Annotated in this window: 15 protein-coding genes and 2 pseudogenes; 5 read left to right on the top strand and 12 right to left on the bottom strand. The window is 62.8% G+C overall.

The features are described from left to right. Positions 1-74: 74 nt before the first annotated feature. Positions 75-2,231 carry a DUF1631 domain-containing protein gene (locus OZ911_RS04025; protein WP_023047698.1) on the bottom strand — a complete coding sequence of 719 codons (2,157 nt, stop codon included), beginning with the start codon at positions 2,229-2,231 and terminating at the stop codon, positions 75-77. Between the two features lie 240 nt (positions 2,232-2,471). On the opposite strand from OZ911_RS04025, the gene nadC reads away from it, so the two are divergent. After that, positions 2,472-3,320, top strand: a complete 849-nt coding sequence (nadC, locus tag OZ911_RS04020; protein ID WP_016484912.1) for a carboxylating nicotinate-nucleotide diphosphorylase — start codon at positions 2,472-2,474, stop codon at positions 3,318-3,320. A 59-nt stretch (positions 3,321-3,379) separates the two neighbouring features. On the opposite strand, the gene trxB is transcribed toward nadC, so the two are convergent. Then, complete coding sequence (trxB, locus tag OZ911_RS04015; RefSeq protein WP_016484911.1) at positions 3,380-4,342, bottom strand: thioredoxin-disulfide reductase; 963 nt, start codon at positions 4,340-4,342, stop codon at positions 3,380-3,382. A gap of 331 nt (positions 4,343-4,673) precedes the next feature. Between trxB and cysZ the strand changes: the two genes are divergently transcribed. After that, entirely contained in the window at positions 4,674-5,402 is a 729-nt protein-coding gene (gene cysZ / locus OZ911_RS04010) for a sulfate transporter CysZ (protein ID WP_016484910.1), read from the top strand. A 176-nt stretch (positions 5,403-5,578) separates the two neighbouring features. Here the strand turns inward: cysZ and OZ911_RS28925 are convergent. Further along, a pseudogene (locus OZ911_RS28925) lies at positions 5,579-5,992 on the bottom strand (methyl-accepting chemotaxis protein); the annotation flags it as partial. A gap of 174 nt (positions 5,993-6,166) precedes the next feature. After that, positions 6,167-6,766, bottom strand: a pseudogene (locus OZ911_RS28920) (PAS domain-containing protein); the annotation flags it as partial. 307 nt (positions 6,767-7,073) lie between these two features. Here OZ911_RS28920 and OZ911_RS04000 point away from each other — a divergent pair. After that, entirely contained in the window at positions 7,074-8,264 is a 1,191-nt protein-coding gene (locus tag OZ911_RS04000) for a glycosyltransferase family 4 protein (RefSeq protein WP_016484908.1), read from the top strand. Positions 8,265-8,328: 64 nt separating this feature from the next. Here the strand turns inward: OZ911_RS04000 and OZ911_RS03995 are convergent, their stop codons facing one another. Next, a complete protein-coding gene (locus OZ911_RS03995) occupies positions 8,329-8,811 on the bottom strand; it encodes a glutathione peroxidase (protein WP_016484907.1) in 483 nt (160 codons plus the stop codon). Positions 8,812-8,955: 144 nt separating this feature from the next. Beyond that, entirely contained in the window at positions 8,956-9,441 is a 486-nt protein-coding gene (locus tag OZ911_RS03990) for an FKBP-type peptidyl-prolyl cis-trans isomerase (RefSeq protein WP_016484906.1), read from the bottom strand. Here OZ911_RS03990 and OZ911_RS03985 point away from each other — a divergent pair. Next, on the top strand, positions 9,440-9,742 hold the full coding sequence (locus OZ911_RS03985) for a DUF3565 domain-containing protein (RefSeq protein WP_024717665.1): 303 nt from the start codon (positions 9,440-9,442) through the stop codon (positions 9,740-9,742). The genes OZ911_RS03990 and OZ911_RS03985 overlap by 2 nt on opposite strands. A gap of 31 nt (positions 9,743-9,773) precedes the next feature. Further along, positions 9,774-11,861 carry a phosphate acetyltransferase gene (gene pta / locus OZ911_RS03980; protein WP_016484905.1) on the top strand — a complete coding sequence of 696 codons (2,088 nt, stop codon included), beginning with the start codon at positions 9,774-9,776 and terminating at the stop codon, positions 11,859-11,861. A gap of 117 nt (positions 11,862-11,978) precedes the next feature. Here the strand turns inward: pta and OZ911_RS03975 are convergent, their stop codons facing one another. The 6 genes from OZ911_RS03975 to OZ911_RS03950 form a co-directional block, all read right to left on the bottom strand. Continuing rightward, entirely contained in the window at positions 11,979-12,701 is a 723-nt protein-coding gene (locus OZ911_RS03975; RefSeq protein ID WP_016501466.1) for a YiaD family glycine zipper/OmpA-like lipoprotein, read from the bottom strand. A 109-nt stretch (positions 12,702-12,810) separates the two neighbouring features. Further along, positions 12,811-13,455 carry an MBL fold metallo-hydrolase gene (locus OZ911_RS03970; RefSeq protein ID WP_024717664.1) on the bottom strand — a complete coding sequence of 215 codons (645 nt, stop codon included), beginning with the start codon at positions 13,453-13,455 and terminating at the stop codon, positions 12,811-12,813. Positions 13,456-13,599: 144 nt separating this feature from the next. Further along, the gene (locus OZ911_RS03965) at positions 13,600-14,292 is read right to left on the bottom strand and encodes a sensor histidine kinase (RefSeq protein ID WP_016484902.1); all 693 of its coding nucleotides are present in this window, start codon (positions 14,290-14,292) and stop codon (positions 13,600-13,602) included. Then, complete coding sequence (locus OZ911_RS03960) at positions 14,289-15,896, bottom strand: tetratricopeptide repeat-containing response regulator (protein ID WP_016484901.1); 1,608 nt, start codon at positions 15,894-15,896, stop codon at positions 14,289-14,291. Before OZ911_RS03960 ends, OZ911_RS03965 begins: the two co-directional genes overlap by 4 nt. Positions 15,897-16,055: 159 nt before the next feature. Then, positions 16,056-18,773: a winged helix-turn-helix domain-containing protein gene (locus tag OZ911_RS03955; RefSeq protein ID WP_016484900.1), complete on the bottom strand. Its 2,718-nt coding sequence runs from the start codon at positions 18,771-18,773 to the stop codon at positions 16,056-16,058. Between the two features lie 420 nt (positions 18,774-19,193). Continuing rightward, entirely contained in the window at positions 19,194-20,558 is a 1,365-nt protein-coding gene (locus tag OZ911_RS03950; protein ID WP_016484899.1) for a DUF1329 domain-containing protein, read from the bottom strand. Positions 20,559-20,566: the final 8 nt, after the last annotated feature.

The following is a 20,566-nucleotide window of genomic DNA, read 5'->3' as shown; positions in this document are numbered from 1 at the left end:
AAGCGCCTTGAACAGACCCACAGTATGCCCTGCCGCCAACACCGTTTGCATGTGAATGATTGTAATGTTGCCGCCTACCTCACCGGTGGCTGCCGCAGCCCATCGAGCACCGCTTCCAGCGCCCGCTCGAACAACAACCCGTCATCCAGCAGCCGCACGTCCCCTCGCTGTAGCGCCTGGGCCAGGCCGGCACCGTTCCACTCTCTCACCTTCATGCCGGTGCGGTTGGCAAACACCAGCCTGTCGCTGCTGCCGATACGCGCCACCAGTTTGCAGCGCAACGGTTCGTCGTCATCAAGTACTTCGACCCAGTTACCGATGCGCAAGCGCTGCACCTGCCGCAACGCGGCTGCCTGGCCTTCGGCAACGTGCAGCGGCGCGCAGGACGGTTCTTCGGCAATCGCCAGCACAATATCTTCGTCCACCCGCACTTCGGCCAAGGGTTGCTCATGGCCAACCGGTAACTCAGCGCCTGTGCAGGCACGCAAGTGCAATTGCTCCAGTTGCAGGAAGAACTCGCGGGTTGCCGCCGAGTTCAGGGCCACACTGGCCAACCCATCGCGCAGCGCCTTGAGCAGCCCAGGTACCTGCTGCAACAGCGCTTGCGGTTCATGCCCAGGGGTGATGCTGGCCAATAGCGTGTCCAGCGTGTGCAGGGCATCCCGCCAAGCCTGGGAGGCCTCACCATGCTTGAGCCAGGCCAGCAGCAGCACCTGGCTCCAGGCCTGTACCAGCATTTGCACCACCACCAAAGGCAGTACCCGGCCCCGCAGGCGCTGGTTGAGCACCCGCTGCACCTGCTGCCGGGCCTGCAGGGCACGGGCGCGTCCTTCTTCGGCGTCGCGAGTGCGCTGCTCAAGCAACTCGTTGCGCCGCCGCTCCTCCTGGTTGAACGCAAGAAACTCGTCGAGCAGGTCGGTGAAAATGCCGACATCTTCGGCAAAATCATTGATCAAGCGCTGGACCACGCGCTCTACCCGTAAGTGCAGGCTGTCGCGCAGACCTTCGCCGCTGCACTCCCAGCCAATAGCTGCGCCAGCGATTTCGTTAAGCAGCCGGCGTGCAGGGTGGCTGGCCCGACTGAACAGCCCCTTGTCCAGCAGTGCCACCTTTAACAATGGGATATGCAACCGCGCGATCAACGCACGCAGGCTGGCCGGCAGGTTGTCATCGCCCTGAATACAGGCGAACAGCAGGCCAACCAGGTTGATCGTGTCTTCGTCGGCCACGGCTATGCGCCGCCGGGTGCCGCTGCGCACGCTGACCCTCAGCAGCAATTGTTCAAGCTGTTGGCCGAGTTCAAAATCCTCAGCCTCGCCGGCAGCGGGTACGTAGTGCTGCAAATGCGAAAGCAGGCGGACCAGGTCTGCGGTGCTGATGGACTGGGCGGCAGCCACCGCCTGCAATCGGGGTGCGAACTGCCCACGCGCCGGGGCCAGCAAGGTTTGCAAAGAGGCAAAGAACGCCTGCCCTGCCGCATCTGCGCTCGCTCCCTGGCCTTGGCTTGCCACCCGCTGGCTTGCCATCATGCGCTGATCCTCGGCGCGACGGCGCGGGGCCGGTTGCAACTCGGGCAGCACACCGGCGACGGCCAGCAATTGATTGGCTTCGGCATAGATGACGTCCAGATCGCGCAAGACATAACGCTCGAACAGCTTGAGCAGGACCAGTTTGACCCTCAGGCCAACCCCCAGGTTCCGGCCAGCCTCAAGGAAGTAGCCGCACAGCGCGGCAGGGCCCAGTGGGCTGCATTGCTCATGCACGGGGCGATCGAGCAGGGCCTGCAACCGCAGGCCCAGTTGCTGCAGGGCAATGCCATCACGCGACAGCACCCGCGCAACCATGCATTCGATGGCCGCAGCCCGCTCGAGTTGCATCTTGTTGCGCAGGTTGCCCGGTTCGGCGAGAGGCGCCAGCAGGTCGACATGGCCGATGCGGGAATAGGTGTCATAAAACGTATCAAGGAAGCCGCGTTCGATACTTTTTCGCTTCAGACGCAGATCGCGCATGGCCTCGAAATACAGATTCTGGTCACAACGGTCCACGGCCTTGTCGGCCATTCCGAACAAGGTGTCATCGGCATTGTCGAACAGCGCCTGCAAGCCCTGACGCAGTTGCAACGCAGCCTTGTCGCGCACTTGCAGGAGCAATACCGGAAGGCAAGGAAGAGGCGTGCGCCCCCCTCGGTCGATGGCTGCCGCCAGGGGCACCACCTTGCCTTCGTTTTGCATCCTGGACTCCTTGCAGGTTGTCATGCCCGAAAGGGCTGAAAATCGTCAAAGCTATGACGCCAAATACTGGTCGCCATTATCGGTAAAAAATCTCACAGCTGCCAGCGCCGATTCATGGGCGGTCAACGCCCTCATTTGCAGTCATCGCCCAGCAAGACCGACCAAGGGTCATCGCCCAGGCAGCTGTACACATCTGGCCCCTGCCCTATAATCGCCGGCATCTTGCTTGTGGAGCCGACCATGCCGAACCTACGCCTTGCCGACCTGACCGCTGAAATCGAAGCCAACGTGCGCCGCGCACTGTTGGAGGACATCGGCAGTGGCGATATCACCGCGCAGCTGATCCCGGCCGAGCGCCTGGCCAAGGCGACCATCATCACCCGCGAGGACTGCGTGATTGCCGGCACTGCCTGGGTCGACGCCGTGTTTCGCCAGCTCGACCCGCGCGTTGCAGTGCACTGGCAGGTGGCCGACGGTGAACGGGCTACTGCCAATCAGCCGCTGTTCCACCTGGAAGGCCCGGCCCGCTCGCTGCTCAGTGGTGAACGCAGTGCGCTGAACTTCCTGCAGTTGCTGTCGGGCGTGGCCACCCGCGCGCGCGCGCTCGCCGACCTGGTGGCAGGCACGCAAGTGCGCCTGCTGGACACCCGCAAAACCCTGCCAGGCCTGCGCCTGGCGCAGAAGTACGCGGTGACCTGCGGCGGTTGCGACAACCACCGCATTGGCCTGTACGACGCCTTCCTGATCAAGGAAAACCACATTGCCGCCAGCGGCGGCGTAGCCCAGGCAGTGGCAGCGGCGCACCGCATTGCGCCGGGCAAGCCGGTGGAAATCGAGGTGGAAAGCCTGGATGAACTACGCGAGGCGCTGGCCGCTGGCGCGGATATCATCATGCTCGACGAGCTGAACCTGGACGAAATGCGCGAAGCGGTACGCATTACCGCTGGCAAAGCCAAGCTTGAGGCCAGTGGCGGGGTGAACGAGACGACCTTGCGGGTGATTGCCGAGACTGGGGTGGACTACATCTCGATTGGCGCCATGACCAAGGATGTGAAAGCCGTGGACCTGTCCATGCGGTTGAGCCTGTGAGCTGACCGCAGGCAATAAAAAACCGGCCTTTCGGCCGGTTTTTTTGGGGCGCTATCTGATCAGAACGAGGCGTTGGCCAGCCCGTCCAGGTAACGCTCCACGTCAAGGGCCGCCATGCAGCCAGCGCCGGCCGAGGTAATGGCCTGACGGTAAACGTGGTCAGCCACGTCACCCGCAGCGAACACACCTTCAACGTTGGTGGCGGTGGCGTTGCCTTCACGGCCGCCGTTGACTACCAGGTAGCCGTCCTTGAGGGTCAGCTGGCCTTCGAACAGCGACGTGTTCGGGGTGTGGCCAATGGCAATGAATACGCCGTCGACCTTGATTTCGTCACTGCTGCCGTCGTTGTTCTTCAGGCGCGCACCGGTCACACCCATGTTGTCACCCAACACTTCGTCCAGGGTGGCGTTGAGCTTGAGCTCGATCTTGCCTTCGGCCACACGGGCGTTGAGTTTGTCGACCAGGATCTTCTCGGCGCGGAAGGTCTCGCGGCGGTGCACCAGGGTTACCTTGCTGGCGATGTTGGCCAGGTACAGCGCCTCTTCCACGGCAGTGTTGCCGCCGCCAACCACGGCGACTGGCTTGTTGCGGTAGAAGAAACCGTCGCAGGTGGCGCAGGCCGAAACGCCCTTGCCCATGAAGGCCTCTTCCGACGGCAGGCCCAGGTAGCGGGCGCTGGCACCAGTAGCGATGATCAGTGCGTCGCAGGTGTACTTGCCGCTGTCACCCTGCAGGGTGAACGGCTTGTTGGCCAAGTCGACGGCGTTGATGTGGTCGAAGACGATTTCGGTTTCGAAGCGCTCGGCGTGTTCCTGCATGCGCTGCATCAGGGCCGGGCCGGTCAGGCCGTGTGGGTCGCCCGGCCAGTTGTCGACTTCGGTAGTGGTAGTCAGCTGGCCGCCGGCCTGCATGCCGGTGATCAGCAGCGGCTTGAGGTTGGCGCGGGCCGCATAGACCGCAGCGCTGTATCCGGCAGGGCCGGAACCGAGAATGATGACGCGCGAATGACGTACTTCAGACATGTCGAACTCCTGTCGAGCCGGCCGCTCGGGCCGGCATCGGTGTACCGGCTGCGCCAGCTGGAAAATTAAAACGGACCCACGCAGCACTTGGGGAAGGCTACAACGCGCAGGCCCTGAAAGCGAAAAGTTGAGCGCACTGTAGCGAGGTCGCAAAGATTAAGGAAATATCCTTAGACAATCCACCTCATAGGCACCGTCTATTCACTGTTTTCATCGATAGCCCAGACCCCGGCGCTTTTGTTACAGCCCGTGTCCGGCTTGCCAGCCACCTTTCGTCGGCGATGCAAACTCGGTAAGGTCAGCGCGTTTCCCTTCTCTGCGGAGTCTCCCGATGCAAGCCCCTGTCCTCTCCGGCCCCCAATACCTGCGCGAAGGCCTGAAACTGGTGCTGAGCCCCAACCTGCGGCTGTTCGTGCTGCTGCCGCTGGCGATCAACCTGCTGCTGTTCGGTGGCATGGTCTACTTCGCCGGCCACCAGTTTGCCCTTTGGCTCGATGCCCTGATGCCGACGCTGCCAGACTGGTTGAGCTTCCTCAGCTACATCCTCTGGCCGCTGTTCGTTGCCTTGCTGGTGCTGATGGTGTTCTTCACCTTCACCCTGGTGGCCAACATCATTGCCGCGCCGTTCAATGGCTTTTTGGCGGAAAAGGTCGAGGTTGTGGTACGGGGCGAAGACACCTTCCCGGCGTTCAGCTGGGGCGAGCTGGTGGCCATGGTGCCACGCACCTTCAGCCGCGAAATGCGCAAGCTGGGCTACTTCCTGCCGCGGGCAGTCGGCCTGTTCATTCTGTCGCTGATCCCGGTGGTCAACGTCGTCGCCGCGCCACTGTGGCTGATGTTCGGGGTATGGATGATGGCCATCCAGTACATCGACTACCCGGCGGACAACAACAAGATGAGCTGGCAGGACATGCTGGCCTGGCTGCGCAGCAAGCGCTGGCAGTCGCTGGGCTTTGGCGGCATCACCTACCTGGCGTTGATGATTCCGGGGGTGAACGTGCTGATGATGCCGGCGGCGGTGGCCGGGGCTACGTTGTTCTGGGTGCGGGAGCGCAACTGATCCCGGAGCGCATGCGAGATTCTCTGCAGGAAATCGCTCGTCCTTTGAGGTGCCCTGTGGGAGCGCCCGCGAATGGGGGCACGCGACGCCTGGCACCGGCTTTGCCGGTGTTCGCGGGACAAGCCCGCTCCCACAAAGTGGACTGCTCACAGAAAAGAACCAAGCTGGCCTGGGGCTTACTGCCCCAACCGGCTGGAGAACTGCCCCACCACATCCACCACCCGTTTCGCCCCGTCCTGGATCTCGACAATCACGCTACCTGTCTCGTCAGCCAGCGCCAGCCCCTGCTCGGCCTGGCGCTTGCTGGTGTCGATGATCGCTACTGCCGCCTGAGCCAGCTGTTCGTTCTGCTGTACCACCCGGGCAATTTCCTCGGTGGCGGTACTGGTGCGCGATGCCAGCTGGCGCACTTCGTCGGCAACCACGGCAAAGCCCCGCCCTTGCTCGCCCGCGCGGGCCGCTTCAATGGCCGCGTTAAGGGCCAGCAGGTTGGTCTGCCCGGCAATGTCGCTAATGGTCTTGATGATCGAACCGATCACCCGCGACTGGGTGTCCAGCGCCTGGATGCCCTCGGCCGCCTCTTGCATCGAGGCCTCCAGGCCACGCATGACGCTGACGGTCTGGGTGACCACCTCGGTGGCTTTGCGGGCGCTGACATCGGTACCCAGCGAGGTGCTGTAGGCGACATCTGCTGCCTGGGCCACGGCCTGCTCCTGGTTGACCTGGTCGGTGATGACAGTGGCGAACTTGACCACCTTGTACAGGACGTCGTGGGCATCGAAGATCGGGTTGTAGGAAGCCTCCAGCCAGATCACCCGGCCATGGGCATCGATACGCTTGAAGCGTTCGGCGACATATTCACCACGGCGCAGCTTGTCCCAGAACGCCTGGTAGCCGGCCGAGTGGGCCTCCTCCGGCTCGCAGAACATGCGGTGATGCTTGCCGCGAATCTGCTCCAGGCGGTAACCGACAGTGGCCAGGAAACGCTCGTTGGCCGTGAGGATGGTGCCGTCGAGGTCAAACTCGATGACAGCGGTAGAACGCATCAGCGCCTTGATCAGGCTTTCATGCTCGCGGGATGCCTCGATAGTGCGGGTAAGGTCGCTGGAATGCAGGGTGAAATACTTGATGCGCCCCTCGCCGTTCTTGACCGGCTGCAGAATCGAGCGCAGCCAGGCTTCCTGGCCGTTGCCGCGCAGCAGGCGGAAGGCACCATTAAGGTGCTCGCCCCGGCTGATAGCGCTCTTCATGCGTTGATAGAAATCCAGCGACTTCACATGGGAAGGGACGATGTCCTCGATGTTGCGTCCAAGCAATTGTTCGGAACGGTAAAACATTTCGCTCTCGAAATTACCGTTGACCATCTCGATCCGTCCCTGGGGGTCGAGCTGAAGTACCAGCATCTCGCTGTCGAGACTGCTCTTGACCTGTTCCACTGACATCAGGTCTTCGCGCAGCTGCCGGATTTCTTGCTTGAGCTTGCTGTTGAACATCACCGCACTCCTGGAGCGCATCATCTAATCGAATGCATCTTCATCGGCTGCCGGTTGCACCTTCTTGAGCACCGGGCAACGAAATATTCATGAAGGCAAAAGCGTCAGTGGTCAGGCGTCATCTCTACGTCACATAACCGTCAAATTGGCGCAACCCGGCAGGCGGAAACTTTTTGTCATGAATACAGCCGCCCTGCGCATCACCCTGGTCAGCGAGACCTTCCCACCCGAAATCAACGGCGTGGCCAACACACTTGGCCGCCTTGGTGAAGGGCTGCGTCAACGCGGCCATGAGGTCGAGGTGGTACGACCGCGCCAGGCCGGCGAAGCACCTGTGCACAACGACCCGCATCTGATGCTGTGTCGTGGCTGGGCACTGCCCGGCTACCCGGGTTTGCAGTGGGGCGAAGTGTCCATGCACACGTTGCTACGCCGCTGGCGGCGGCAGCGCCCGGACGTGCTGTACATCGCCACCGAGGGGCCGCTGGGGCTCAGCGCCCTGCGCGCCGCCAAACGCCTGGGAATCGCGGTCGTCAGCGGTTTCCACACCAACTTCCCGCAGTATTCCGGTCAGTACGGGCTGGGTTTGCTGGCGCGCCTGCTCACCCACTACCTGCGCTGGTTCCATCGCCGCACGGCAATCACCTTGGTGCCCAGCCTCAGCCAGCGCCTGGAGCTGGAACGCCGTGGTTTCGAGCGCCTGGAACTGCTGGCCCGGGGTGTCGATGCCTGCCTGTTCAACCCCGCCCGGCGCAACCAGGCGTTGCGCGAAAGCTGGGGGCTGGGCCCGGACGATATCGCCGTGTTGCATGTCGGACGGCTGGCAGTGGAAAAAAACCTCGGACTACTACGCCCATGCGTTGAAGCATTGCAGAAGACTTATCCACAGAAACGCCTGCGCCTGATCCTGGTGGGTGACGGGCCACAGCGCGCCGCCCTCCAACAGCAGATACCGGATGCCATGTTCTGCGGCGCCCAGCGCGGTGAGGTGCTGGCCGAGCACTACGCCAGCGGTGACCTGTTCCTGTTCCCGAGCCTGACCGAAACCTTTGGCAATGTGGTGCTCGAAGCCATGGCTTCGGGGTTGGCGGTGGTTGCTTATGACGAGGCAGCCGCAGCGCAGCACATACGCCACGGTCACAGCGGCGTGCTGGCGATGCCGGGGGACCAGGCGGGGTTTGTCGACGCGGCCTGCTGGCTGCTGGAGGAAGAGGAAACGTTGCGCCGGGTGCGCCTTAATGCTCGCCAGCATGCCAGCCGTCAGGGTTGGCCGGCGATTGTCGAAGAATTTGAGGGGTACCTGTGCAACGCTTGCAGGCAACCAGGTGTTGCGGCTGGGCGTTCTGCGCCATTTTTGCAGCGCCTGTGAGATCGAGCGCCGCGCGGGCAGCGCTCGATCTCACAGGCGCCAAACGTTTCGCGACAGGCACTCTTCAGGCCAACGCCTTCTCGATCGCCTGCACCACCGCCGGGTCATCCGGCGCCGTGCGCGGCGAAAAACGCGCCAGCACCCGCCCATCCTTGCCCACCAGAAACTTCTCGAAGTTCCAGGTGATATCACCGGGGAACTCGGCCCCCTCACCCGCCAACAGGCGGTACAACGAATGACGTTGCGGCCCGTTGACCTCCAGCTTGCCGCCCAGCGGGAAGCTCACCCCGTAGTTGAGGCTACAGAATTCCTGGATTTCCTTTTCGCTGCCCGGCTCTTGGCCGGCAAACTGGTTGCACGGCAGGCCAAGCACGTTGAAGCCCTTGTCCTTGTAAACCTGGTAGAGGTTTTCCAGGGCCTTGTACTGCGGCGTGAGACCACATTTGGAGGCAACGTTGACCACCAGCACCACTTGGCCCTTGAACGGTGCGAGGGACAGCTCCCCGCCGTTCAGCGCCTCCAGTTTCAGGTCGTGAAATGCACTCATGACGAATCCCCTCTCAGGTTCCCGGTTGCCGCACAGGCGAATTGCGCCCACTAAAAAGGCGCCCGTTCAAACCGTCCACCTCCCGTAGGAAGGCAAATCGGCTTGCCCGAGCGCCTGGCGACTTTCTGAGCTTAGCGCAGAAAATCAGTGGTGATGGCCACCCTCACCGTGGATGTGGCGGTGAGCGATTTCTTCTTCGCTGGCGTCACGCACGTCGACTACCTTGACCTGGAAGGTCAGGCGCTGGCCGGCCAGCGGGTGGTTGCCGTCAACGGTGACGTCGTCGCCGTCGAGGTCGCGGATGGTCACGATCTGCATCTGGCCGTCCGGCGCCGAAGCGTGGAACTGCATGCCCACTTCCAGCTCGTCAACGCCTTCGAACAGGCTGCGGTTCAGGGTGCTGACCAGCTCGGCCAGGTATTCGCCGTAGGCGTCTTCCGGCTCGATGGTAACGTTCAGCTCGTCACCGGCCTGTTTGCCTTCCAGGGCTTTTTCCAGGCCCGGGATGATGTTGCCGGCACCGTGCAGGTAGACCAGCGGCGCGCCACCGGCGGAGCTGTCGATGGTCTCCCCGGCGTCGTTGGTCAGGGTATAGTCGATGGAGACAGCCTTGTTGGCGGCGATCAGCATGGGGCAAGACCTTTTGCAAAAGTATGTAGAGCGGACAAGTGTAACCAAGCCATCGTCCGATTGCGAACGCACTGCGGACGAGCAACGGCCCATCAGTCGGATCACCGGCTTCCACCAGGACGAAGAAGGCCACTGGGTGGTCGAGCTTTCGTGCGGTCACACACAGCACCTGCGCCACCAACCGCCGTGGCAGGCACGCCCCTGGGTGCTCGATCCGGCACAACGTACGCAGCGCATAGGCCAACCTTTTAGTTGTGGCTGGTGCGCACAAGGGACCGATAGCGCTACCCTTGGCCGTTAATTTCTTGCACCGCTTATTTCGAGAAGCACGCATGCAGACATTTTTCATTGCGCCGACCGACTTTGGTGTCGGCCTGACCTCCATTAGCCTGGGCCTGGTGCGCACCCTGGAGCGCGCCGGCCTGAAAGTCGGTTTTTTCAAGCCGATCGCCCAGCCCCACCCGGGCGACACCGGCCCCGAGCGCTCGACAGAACTGGTGGCGCGCACCCACGGCATCAAGCCACCCGTGCCTCTGAGCCTGGCCCAGGTCGAGCGCATGCTTGGCGACGGCCAGCTGGACGAATTGCTCGAAGAAATCATCCGCCTCTACCAGCAAGCCTGCGTTGGCAATGACGTGGTGGTGGTCGAGGGCATGGTGCCCACGCGCCACGCAAGCTACGCGGCGCGGGTCAACCTGCACCTGGCCAAGAGCCTGGATGCCGAGGTGATCCTGGTGTCGGCGCCGGAAAACGAAGTGCTCAGCGAACTGTCCGGCCGGGTTGAACTGCAGGCACAGCTGTTCGGCGGCCCACGCGACCCGAAGGTACTCGGAGTAATCCTCAACAAGGTGCGCACCGACGAAAGCATGGCGGACTTTGCCACCCGTCTGCGCGAGCACTCGCCCTTGCTACGCGGCAACGACTTCCGCCTGCTCGGCTGCATCCCCTACCAGCCAGAGCTGAACGCCCCGCGCACCCGCGACGTGGCCGATCTGCTCGGCGCCCAGGTGCTCAACCCCGGCGACTACGAGCAACGGCGCATGAGCAAGATCATCATCTGCGCACGCACCGTGGCCAACACGGTGCCGCTGCTGACGTCGGGTACCCTGGTGGTCACCCCGGGCGATCGCGACGACATCATCCTCGCCGTCAGCCTGGCCGCAATCAATGGCGTACCACTGGCCGGGCTGCTGCTAACCAGCGACAGCAAGCCCGACGCGCGTATCCTCGGCCTGTGCCGCGGCGCGCTGCAGGCAGGCTTGCCGATCCTGTCGGTCAGCACCGGCTCGTACGACACTGCCAACCAGCTCAATTCGCTGAACCGCGAAATCCCGGTCGACGACCGCGAGCGCGCCGAGTTCATCACCGACTTTGTCGCCAGCCACCTCGATGCAGCCTGGTTGCACCAACGCTGCGGTACGCCGCGCGAAATGCGCCTCTCGCCAGCGGTGTTCCGCTACCAGCTGATTCAGCGGGCGCAGCAGGCCAACAAGCGCATTGTCTTGCCAGAAGGTGCCGAGCCGCTGCTGGTGCAGGCCGCAGCTATCTGCCAGGCGCGCGGCATTGCCCGCTGCGTGCTGCTGGCCAAGCCCGAAGATGTCGAGGCCGTAGCCCGTGCGCAAGGCATTACCCTGCCGCCTGGCCTGGAAATTCTCGACCCCGAGCTGATTCGCGGGCGCTACGTGGAGCCGATGGTCGCCCTGCGCAAGAGCAAGAACCTCAACGCGCCAATGGCCGAGCAGCAACTGGAAGACCCTGTGGTGATCGGCACCATGATGCTGGCCCTGGACGAGGTGGACGGCCTGGTCTCGGGCCTGGTGCACTCCACCGCCAACACCATCCGCCCAGCCTTGCAGTTGATCAAGACCGAGCCGGGCTCCAGCCTGGTGTCATCCGTGTTCTTCATGCTGTTCCCCGAACAGGTGCTGGTGTACGGCGACTGCGTGATGAACCCTCACCCGAGCGCTTGCGAACTGGCCGAGATCGCCCGGCAGAGTGCTGAATCGGCGCAGGCCTTCGGCATCGCGCCGCGGGTGGCGATGATCAGTTATTCAAGCGATTCGGCCAGTGATGAAGAGGTTGGGAAAGTGCGCGAGGCGACACGCCTGGCACAGGGTGCAGCGCCGCAGCTGCTGATTGATGGGCCGCTGCAGTATGACGCGGCAGCCAATCCGGCGATTGCACGGGAGCTGGCGCCAGGTAGCCCGGTGGCAGGGCGTGCCACGGTGTTCGTGTTCCCCGACCTCAATACCGGCAACACTACGCACAAAGCAGTGCAACGCAGTGCCGACGGGGTCAGCCTGGGGCCAATGCTGCAGGGGTTGCGCAAACCGGTGAACGACTTGCCGCGCGGGGCTCAGGTTGACGATATCGTGCATACCATCGCCCTGACGGCGATTCAGGCCAGCGTAGCGCGCTAAAAGCTGGGGCTGCTTTGCAGCCATTCGCGGCACAAGGCCGCTCCTACAGGGATCGTGTAATGCCCGTGGGAGCGGCCTTGCGTCGCGATAGGGCCGCAAAGCGGCCCCGGGGGTCAATCAGGGATACTGCTGAACCTGGCCTTGCTGCTGGTCATATTGCTGACCCGGAATCGGCTTCAGGTTCACTTCCACCCGGCGGTTCTGCGCACGGCCATTGGCATCGGCGTTGCTGGCGATCGGCTGGTCCGGGCCCATGCCACGCACCGAGATACGCGAAGCATCCACACCCTGCGAGGTCAGGTAGGTGCTGACCGCCTGCGCACGGCGCTGGGACAGGTCCATGTTGTGCTGGCGGCTGCCAGTGCTGTCGGTGAAGCCGACCACTTCGATGGTGTTCTGGTTGAACTGCTTGAACGAGCCTGCCAGGTTGTTCAGCGGCGAGTAGAAGCTTGGGGCAATGTTGGCCGAGTCGGTAGCGAAGGTGATGTTGCCCGGCATGATCAGTTTGATCTGGTCGCCCTGGCGTTGAACTTCAACCCCAGTGTTGGCCATCTGGGCGCGCAGCTCGGCCTCTTGCTTGTCGGCATAGTAGCCATAACCTGCGGCTGCAGCACCTACCGCAGCGGCACCGATCAGCGCACCCTTGCCACGGTTGTTGTGGTCGATGGCAGCACCGGCGATGGCACCAGCCAGCGCGCCCAGGCCGCCGTATTTGGCAGTCTTGCTCATCCCCGTTGAGCCCTGCGCCTGACCTTGGTTGTCATAAGGGTTCTGGCCGGCGCAGCCGGTCATCAGGGCCGCGGCAGTTGCGACGATAATCAGACGACGCATGGTGAACATGGACAAGCTCCTACTGAAATTCATAAATGCGGCAGATCACAAGCGGATCTATGCCAGCCTTGGATTGCATCGGCAATGAAAAATTCCATGAAAGAGCCTTCATGTGCCTTCAGGCACGGACAAAGGGGTTTTCACGCATCTCATCGCCCAGTCGGGTATCGGGCCCGTGGCCGGTCACCACGATAGCCTCCTCGTCCAGCCGGTACAGCCGCTCCTTGATGGAACGCACGATAGCCCGCTGGTCCCCCCCCCACAAATCAGTGCGGCCAATGCCACGGCGGAACAAGGTATCGCCGGCAATCAACAGCTTGGCGTCGGCGAACCAGAAGCTCATCGAGCCTGGGGTATGCCCTGGCGTATGCAAGGCCACGCCACAGCCGCAGGCCAGTTCTTCGTCATCGCCCAACCAGCGATCGGGAGCCGGCACCGGCGTGTAGGGAACGCCGAACATCTGGCACTGCATCTCCAGGTTGTCCCACAGTACCTGGTCGTCCTTGTGCAGGTGCAAGGTGGCGCCGGTCAGCTCCTTCAATTTGCCCGAGGCAAGAAAATGGTCGAAGTGCGCGTGGGTGTGGATGATGCTCACCAGCGTCAGGCCGTGGGCCTGCAGGCGCGCGAGGATCTTGTCCACATCCCCACCTGGGTCGACGACGATGGCGTTTTTGGTCAGCGGGTCGCCGATCAGTGTGCAGTTGCACTGCAGGGGGCCTACGGGGAAGGTTTCGCGGATGAGGGCAGGTGGGGTCTGGGTCATGATGAGCTCTAAAGCAAAGCCTGGGTCTTTGAAGAGCGTGACAGGAAAATGGGGTGGGCGCACGCGGTTCATGCCTTGCGAGGTGTGGCGCCTGTGAAATCGAGCGCCGCGCGGGCGGCGCTCGATGTATGCACGCCACATATCCTAAGGCAGGAACAACCTGAACAACCCGCCACCCAGCGCGCCGCCATTGGAAATCTCGATCCGCCCCCGCACCCCGCCACTTTCATGCAGCGCTGCAATGCGCGCCGCAAAATACAGCCCCAGGCCAGTACTGCCGCTGGTCGAGTCAATGCCCTGGATGTACTCCTCCTGGCGCTCGAGCATGTGCTTTGGGTAACCCGGGCCGTCATCGTTGACGCAAATGGCCAGCTGGTTGTCGGCCTCTTCAATGGTGATCAGCAAGGCGTGCCCGGCAAAGCGGGTGGCGTTGGTGATGACGTTGGCAATCACCGAGGCCACCAGTTCGCGGTCGAAAAAGCCCAGCGGGTTGTCGGTGTCGATGCGCCAGGTGGCGAGGATGTCGTTGTGTTTCAGTACTTCCTGGTGCGCCGCCAGCTGGGCTTCGATGAAGTCATCCAGCTCGTGATAGTCCGGGCATACCGGCAATTGATTCACACCCAGTTTGTACAGCCCCAGCAACTGCACCAGCATGCCGTTGAGGTGACGAAACTCGTGCTCCATGATCCCCTGTTCGGCACCACCGCGCAGCTCTTCAGGCAAGCGTTCCACCCACTGGTTGTGGGACTGGATCAGCGCTGCCAAAGAGCTTTTGAGGTCGTGCACGGTGGAGGCGATCACCGTGGAAAAATCCAGCCCCTGATTGTCTTGATTCATGCGCCGAACACTCGGATGTGCAGTTTGCGGTAACGGTCATAGCGATTGTCGCTGGCAGGGATACCGGCCACGCTGGTCAAGGCGTCCTGGCATTCCTGCATGATCGCGGGCTGAGGGTTTTCACCGCCAATGCGCAGCAGCGCCTGGGCGGTGTTAAGGGCGATGCTGATGTTCTTCGGCTGCATACCCAGCGCCTTGCGGAACAGTTGCAACGCCTCGCCAAGCTGCCCTCCCTGGTAACTGCGCACACCCTGGCGATTGAGGGTGACCGCTTCGGTAATGGCGTTGAGCACGCTGGGGTCGTCCGTCAGCTTGCCGACTTTTTCCATGACCTTGGGGTCATCGCCATAACTTTCCACACAGTTCTTCAGCACACCGAGGGCGGCGGTTTCCTGCCCCATTGCCTGCAACTGCGCGGCAACGGTCAGGGCCGCATCGACCGAGAAGAACTGGTTCATCTTGTCCAGGCGCTGGATCGCCTGTTCGGTCAGCTTGCCGGCTGTTTCCGGGTCGCCCGCCTGCTGCAGGCTGGCCGCCTTCATCATCCGCGCACGCACCTGCAAGCCTTGGTCTTCGGGGTTTTCCTTGGCCACTTCGCTGAGCGTGGTGTTGATTTCGACCCGGGTACGGGCGTCCAGGCCAAAGCCTGCGTTCTTGCTCATCAGCGCCTGCACCAGGCCAAGGTTGTTTTCAGCATCCTTGTAGCGCGAGCTCTGCCCCTGATTCACGGCATGGCGGAACGCCTTCGACGCGCTCTCGAAGTCTTGGTTTTCCAGCGCCAGCTTGCCCAGCGTCGACTGCCGACGGACCGACAGTGGTGAGAGGCGTACGGCTTCTTCAAGCAGGTTTTGTGCGCGCCTGGTATCGCCCTGAGCCACCAGCACTTCGGCCATGCCGTCGTAAAGGCCGGGCATGATCGGGAACGCCTTGAGCGCCTGCTCGTACACGCCCTGGGCCTGGGCATTCTGGCCACGCTTGTGCATCAGGGCGCCCAACGCGGCATACACCCAAGGCTGCGGGCGGCTGGCCAGGATGGCCTTGAGGAACTTTTCCAGTTCCTCGAAGCGGTTGAGGTTGCGTAGGGCGTCGGCCCGATAACGCAGGCACAGCGGTGCCAGGCGCGGGTCCTTCTTGCACAGTTCGGCACAGGCAGCCAGCACTTCGGCCGGGCGGTTGCGGTCCAGTGCCTGCAGGATCGGCTTGAGCAGCGTCTTGCGCTGGAACAGTTTCTCGACGCGCTGGGCCAGGCCAACGCGGTTGAACGGCTTGGTCAGGTAGGCATCGGGCTCGTGCTCGATGGCGCTGAGGACAATGGCCTGGCTGCTCTCGGCCGTGACCATGATGAACACGCACTCATGGCTGATGTGCTTGTCGATGATCAGGTCTTCGAGCACCTGTTGGCCGTTCTTCTTGCCGTCGCCCAGGTGGAAGTCCTGCAAGATGAAGTCATAGCGCTTCTGTGCGCACATGCGCAGCGCCTGCTCGCCGCTGTCGGCGGTATCCACGTCGCGCACGCCCAACTCGCGCAACATGGAACGAGTCGACGTGCGAAAGTCGGTAAAGTCGTCGACGATCAGAAAGCTCTTTTGCCCGTACTGCAGCATCAACACGACCTGCCTTGGAATGATTGAAAAATCGCGCGAGGCGATGCCACCGATCGCTGTATCGGCAGCTGGTCGGGAAAGATGAGGGTAGAGCATTGCCGGCCACAATCCATGGCCTCAGGCCATCACTTTAGCGGGCAAAGACCTCAAGGGCCAGTATCACGCCAGCAGCCCCAGAGATTTGGCCTTGGCCACCGCCTGGGTGCGCCGCTCGACCCCCAGCTTGCTGTTGATATGGCTGGCGTGGGTCTTTACGGTGTGCAAGGAAATGAACAACCGCTCGCTGATCTGCTGGTTGGAACAGCCTTGGGCAATCAGTTCGAGCACTGCCATTTCGCGGCCACTCAGGGCTTCACCGGTACCGGTGTTAGCGCTCGGCAGTTGCGGCAGGCGCTTGAGCAGCTCGGCCTGAACCGGGCAGGCGGCACCTGCCTGCAATTGCTCATGAAGCCATTGCGGATGCTTTTGCAGCAGGGGTTGAAACGGTTGCAGCACTCCGCCCCGCGCAGATTCCAGCAGGCTGGGTAGCAACTGCGCGGCCTGCCCTTCCCGGCCTTCGTCCAGCAGCAGGGAAAGCCATTGGCACAGGGCGCTGACGGTGAGCATCATGCCGCCACTGGCCCGGCCGCACTCGACCAGGCTTGCCAGCCGTTGCACGGCATCGTCGCCACGTAACTGGATGCGCTCGAGCAGCGCCTGCTGCAACGCAATGTGCAACGGCAGCAGCGGGTGGAACTCCGGTGCTGCTGCCGGCTGCTCGCCGCCGTAGGTCTGGCCCAGTCGCAGCAGCCAGGACTCGGCCAGGTCGGTACGCCCCTGGGCCAGCCAGAGTTCGCATTTGACCAGGGTAATCATGGCCAGGTAGTAGACCGGGGGCACGTCCCAGATATGCATCAGGCGCTCGGCCTCGGCCAACTCGGCAAAGGCCTCGGCAAAGTGCCCTTCCCGGCCATCGAGGGTCGCTATGACGCAATGGCCGATAAGCACACTGATATCCCGACAGGCCCGCGCCTCGCCCAGCCCCGCGCGCAAACGCGCACGGCCCTGGGCCGGCTGCAGGCGCGAGACCAGCAGGTAACCTTCGTAAAGCGTCAGGCGCGCACGTACGGCATACAGCCGCTGCGCCGAGAGCCCTTGCAGGCGCTGAAGCCCTTGGCGCACTTCGTCCAGCGCCCGCAGTACCTCGCCGCGGGCGTGCAGCACACGTGCCCGGTCGTAATGGGCCAGCGCCTCGAACAACGGGTTGCCAACCCGCTGGGCCAGCTCCAGCGCTTCGCGGTTCCAGCCCCTGGCCCGCCAGAAGTCGCCATCGGCAATGGCCAGATTGGACAGCGTCGACAAGCACACCAGGCGTTGGCCATAGCGCTTGCTCGGCAGGCTCTGCAGCGCTTCGCCGCAATAAGCCAGGGTGCGTTCGCGGTCGCCTCGGCCACGGGCGATGACCCCACTCAGCGCCAGCCATTGGGCCAGCATCGATTTTTGCGCGGTCGCCGAAGGCGCGGGCAGAAAGCGGCTGAGGTAGCCGGCCAGTTCCTCGGCTGCGTCCAGCTGGCAAGCCAGACCCAACGCCCAGCTGTACAGCACGATCAAGCGCGGTGTGCTGATCAGAAGACTGTCGGGCAGGTCCATCTTCCAGCGCAGCAACATGCCGACGTTCTGTTCAGCCAGCAGTTGCTCCTCGGACAGGCTCTGCACCAGGTCGGCCGCGACATCGAGGTGGCCGGCACGCAACGCCTGCTCCACCGCTTCGTCCAGCAGGCCCTGGCTTTCAAACCAGCGACAGGCACGCAGTTGCAGGCCGGCCAGTGGTTCATTGGCTTGCCGGCTGCGCAGCAGATCGGAGAACAGGTGATGGTAGCGGAACCAGTGGCCATGCTCGTCCAGCGGCACCAGGAATACCTGGTGTGCCTGCAGGAAGCGCAACACTGCGGCGCTGTCGTGGCGGCCACGCAAGGCATCGCACAACGGGGCGCAGAAACGCTCCTGACAGGCCGTGTCATACAAGAACGCCTGCACGTCGGCGGGCAGCATATCGATGACTTCTTCAAGCAGGTAGTCGCGGATCAGGCCTTCGCCGCCATGCAAGGCCTGGGGCAAAGCTTGCTCGTCCGCCGATTCGCTGGCGGCCAGTTGCCAGAAACGCAAACCGGCCACCCAACCGTCGCTGCGCTGGATCAGATTGTCCAGTGCCTGCCCGCGCAGGCCCGGTGGCTGCCGGCCGATCACCGCCAGCGACTCTTCGGCGGTGAGGCGCAAATCCTGTTCGTTCAGTTCGACAAGCTGGCGCGACAGCCGCAAACGCGCCAGGTGCCAATCCGGGCGCTGGCGACTGGTAACCAGCAACACCAGGCCGGCAGGCAGGTGGTTGAGGAAGAACTGCAGGCAGCGGTCGAGCACGGGCCCCTGGGCCAGGTGATAGTCATCCAGCACCAGCAGCAAAGGGGTATCGGTTTGCAGGTAAAGCGCCAGCTCGTCGAGCAGGCCGTCGATCCACTCCTCGAAGGCGAACGGCTGGTGACGCTGGCGCATTTTCAGCAAGCCCATGGCCTGCCCGCCCAGTGCCGGGCAGTACTGCTGCAGGCCTTCGAGCAGGCGCTCGAGGAAGCGGCCAGGGTCGGCATCACGTTGGCTCAGGCCCAGCCACAGGCTGCGCCAGTGCTCAGGTAGCGCTTCGCAAAACTCGATGGCCAAGGAGCTTTTGCCGAAACCCGCCGGGGCATTGACCAGCAGCAAACGACCGCCCAGCCCGGCGTGCAAGCGCTGACACAGGCGCAGGCGCGGCACATGGCCGTCCGGCAGCGGTGGCCGGAAGAAACGCCCGTCCAGCAGGCCCAAGGCCTGGCTGGCGAATCCATGCGTACGGGACAAGTCTGTCATGGCCGGCTCGTTCTGGGTGGAAGACTACGGCGGTATGGATGCTTGCGAGACTAGCCGGTAACGCAGCGCATTTGAAGATGATGGGCACAATTGCCCCGGAAAAGACTGCGACAAAAAGCAACATGGCTGATGGACAGGAGGCTGGGGCGGGGTTTGGGTGGGTATTCAGCAGATTGATTGCCCGCTCACACAGGGATTGCACAGCTTTCAAGGCCAGTGCAGTACCGGTAGGAGCAGCCTTGTGCTGCGAAGAGGCCATTGCAGCCGAAGATAGTCTTTAGCCTTACCGGCCTCTTCGCAGCACAAGGCTGCTGCTACAGGGCCTGTGTTTGACTGGAAATTATCGCCGGAGCAGGAAACAGAAACGCCCCGGGCAGGCCGGGGCGTTCTGGAGATCACATGCAGTGGGGAGTGTTCAGATCAACGAATACCCGACTGGCGCAACGCCGCAGGCTGGAAGTCCGCCTTGCTGGCACTGAAGCCAAAATCGTAGGCGCGCTTCTCTTCGTTTTTCATGCCCAGGGCCAGGTAACGACCCGACTGCAGGTCGTAGATGGTTTCCAGGGTGTACCAAGGCACCTCTTTGTTGTAATACGGCTGGGAATGGGCTTCGGACACGCGCCACAGTTGGCCACGACCGTCGTACTGGTCGATCACTGCGGCCTGCCAGGTGTCTTCGTCGATGTAGAAGTCACGCTTGGCGTAGATGTGCCGCTGGCCCGGCTTCAGGGTTGCGACCACATGCCAGACGCGGCGCAGTTCGTAACGGGAAAGGTCCTGGTTGATGTGCCCGGCCTTGATGATGTCGGCGTACTTCAGCTTGGGGTCATCCAGCTTGAAGGCGTTGGAGGCGATGTACAGTTCCTTCTTGCCTTCCAGCTTCCAGTCGTAGCGGTCCGGCGCACCGTTGAACATGTCCAGGTTGTCCGAGGTACGCAGGCCGTCGGCGGCGGTACCCGGGCCGTCGTACGACACTTGCGGCGCCTGGCGCACGCGACGCTGGCCGGCGTTGTAGATCCACGCCTTGCGCGGCTCCTTCACCTGGTCGAGGGTTTCGTGCACCAGCAGCACGGTCCCGGCCAGGCGCGCTGGCGCGGTCACTTCCTGCTTGAAGTAGAACAGGATGTTGCCCGGGTTTTTTGGGTCGTAATCCTTCATCCTGTCGCGGAACACGAACTGGTCGGAGAAGTAAACCGGGCTGAAAGAGCCGTTCTGCTGCGGCGTGGCCTGGATCACCAAGCGGCTGACACTGCCCCCCCGGTAACGGGTGATGTGGTTCCAGATCACTTCCAGGCCGTTTTTCGGGATCGGGAACGGCACCGCCGTGTCGAAGTTGTTCAAACCGTTGCCGCCTTCCGTCAGCGTGGTCTGGGTGGCGTTTTTCTTGATGGCAGCGAACACGTCCGCAGGTACCGTGGAGCCGCGATGGGTTTTGAATACAGGGATCTTGAAGGTATCCGGGTAGCGCTTGAGCATGGCCATCTGGCCCGGCGAAAGCTTGTCCTTGTACTGCTCGGCGTTTTGCGCAGTGATGGTGAACAGCGGCTTTTCACTGCCATACGGGTCGGCCAGGAAACCCTTGCCGTCGACGCTGCCCGCACTCTTCGACAGCGGCTCCCAAGGGCCGATCGAGCCATCGGCATTGCCAGCCTTTTCAGCCCCCATCGGGGTCAGGGTACTGCCCAACTTGGCCGCTTCGTCGGCGGATACCGCAGCCATGACGCTGGTCGCCAGCAGGGACAGGCCCAGTACACCGGCTTGCAGCAGACTTCTGGTCTTGTTCATGTCGTGTC

It is taken from the genome of Pseudomonas fortuita, assembly GCF_026898135.2.
In the GTDB taxonomy this organism is placed as follows: domain Bacteria; phylum Pseudomonadota; class Gammaproteobacteria; order Pseudomonadales; family Pseudomonadaceae; genus Aquipseudomonas; species Aquipseudomonas fortuita.
The sequence above is the reverse complement of the archived record's forward strand: the minus strand, read 5'-3'. Positions and strand labels throughout refer to the sequence as shown.

Coding starts and splice junctions, on each gene's coding strand:
- OZ911_RS04025 (WP_023047698.1), bottom strand. CDS start 2,231: ATGCAAAACGAAGGCAAGGTGGTGCCCCTGGCGGCAGCCATCGACCGA.
- nadC (WP_016484912.1), top strand. CDS start 2,472: ATGCCGAACCTACGCCTTGCCGACCTGACCGCTGAAATCGAAGCCAAC.
- trxB (WP_016484911.1), bottom strand. CDS start 4,342: ATGTCTGAAGTACGTCATTCGCGCGTCATCATTCTCGGTTCCGGCCCT.
- cysZ (WP_016484910.1), top strand. CDS start 4,674: ATGCAAGCCCCTGTCCTCTCCGGCCCCCAATACCTGCGCGAAGGCCTG.
- OZ911_RS04000 (WP_016484908.1), top strand. CDS start 7,074: ATGAATACAGCCGCCCTGCGCATCACCCTGGTCAGCGAGACCTTCCCA.
- OZ911_RS03995 (WP_016484907.1), bottom strand. CDS start 8,811: ATGAGTGCATTTCACGACCTGAAACTGGAGGCGCTGAACGGCGGGGAG.
- OZ911_RS03985 (WP_024717665.1), top strand. CDS start 9,440: ATGGGGCAAGACCTTTTGCAAAAGTATGTAGAGCGGACAAGTGTAACC.
- OZ911_RS03990 (WP_016484906.1), bottom strand. CDS start 9,441: ATGCTGATCGCCGCCAACAAGGCTGTCTCCATCGACTATACCCTGACC.
- pta (WP_016484905.1), top strand. CDS start 9,774: ATGCAGACATTTTTCATTGCGCCGACCGACTTTGGTGTCGGCCTGACC.
- OZ911_RS03975 (WP_016501466.1), bottom strand. CDS start 12,701: ATGTTCACCATGCGTCGTCTGATTATCGTCGCAACTGCCGCGGCCCTG.
- OZ911_RS03970 (WP_024717664.1), bottom strand. CDS start 13,455: ATGACCCAGACCCCACCTGCCCTCATCCGCGAAACCTTCCCCGTAGGC.
- OZ911_RS03965 (WP_016484902.1), bottom strand. CDS start 14,292: ATGAATCAAGACAATCAGGGGCTGGATTTTTCCACGGTGATCGCCTCC.
- OZ911_RS03960 (WP_016484901.1), bottom strand. CDS start 15,896: ATGCTGCAGTACGGGCAAAAGAGCTTTCTGATCGTCGACGACTTTACC.
- OZ911_RS03955 (WP_016484900.1), bottom strand. CDS start 18,773: ATGACAGACTTGTCCCGTACGCATGGATTCGCCAGCCAGGCCTTGGGC.
- OZ911_RS03950 (WP_016484899.1), bottom strand. CDS start 20,558: ATGAACAAGACCAGAAGTCTGCTGCAAGCCGGTGTACTGGGCCTGTCC.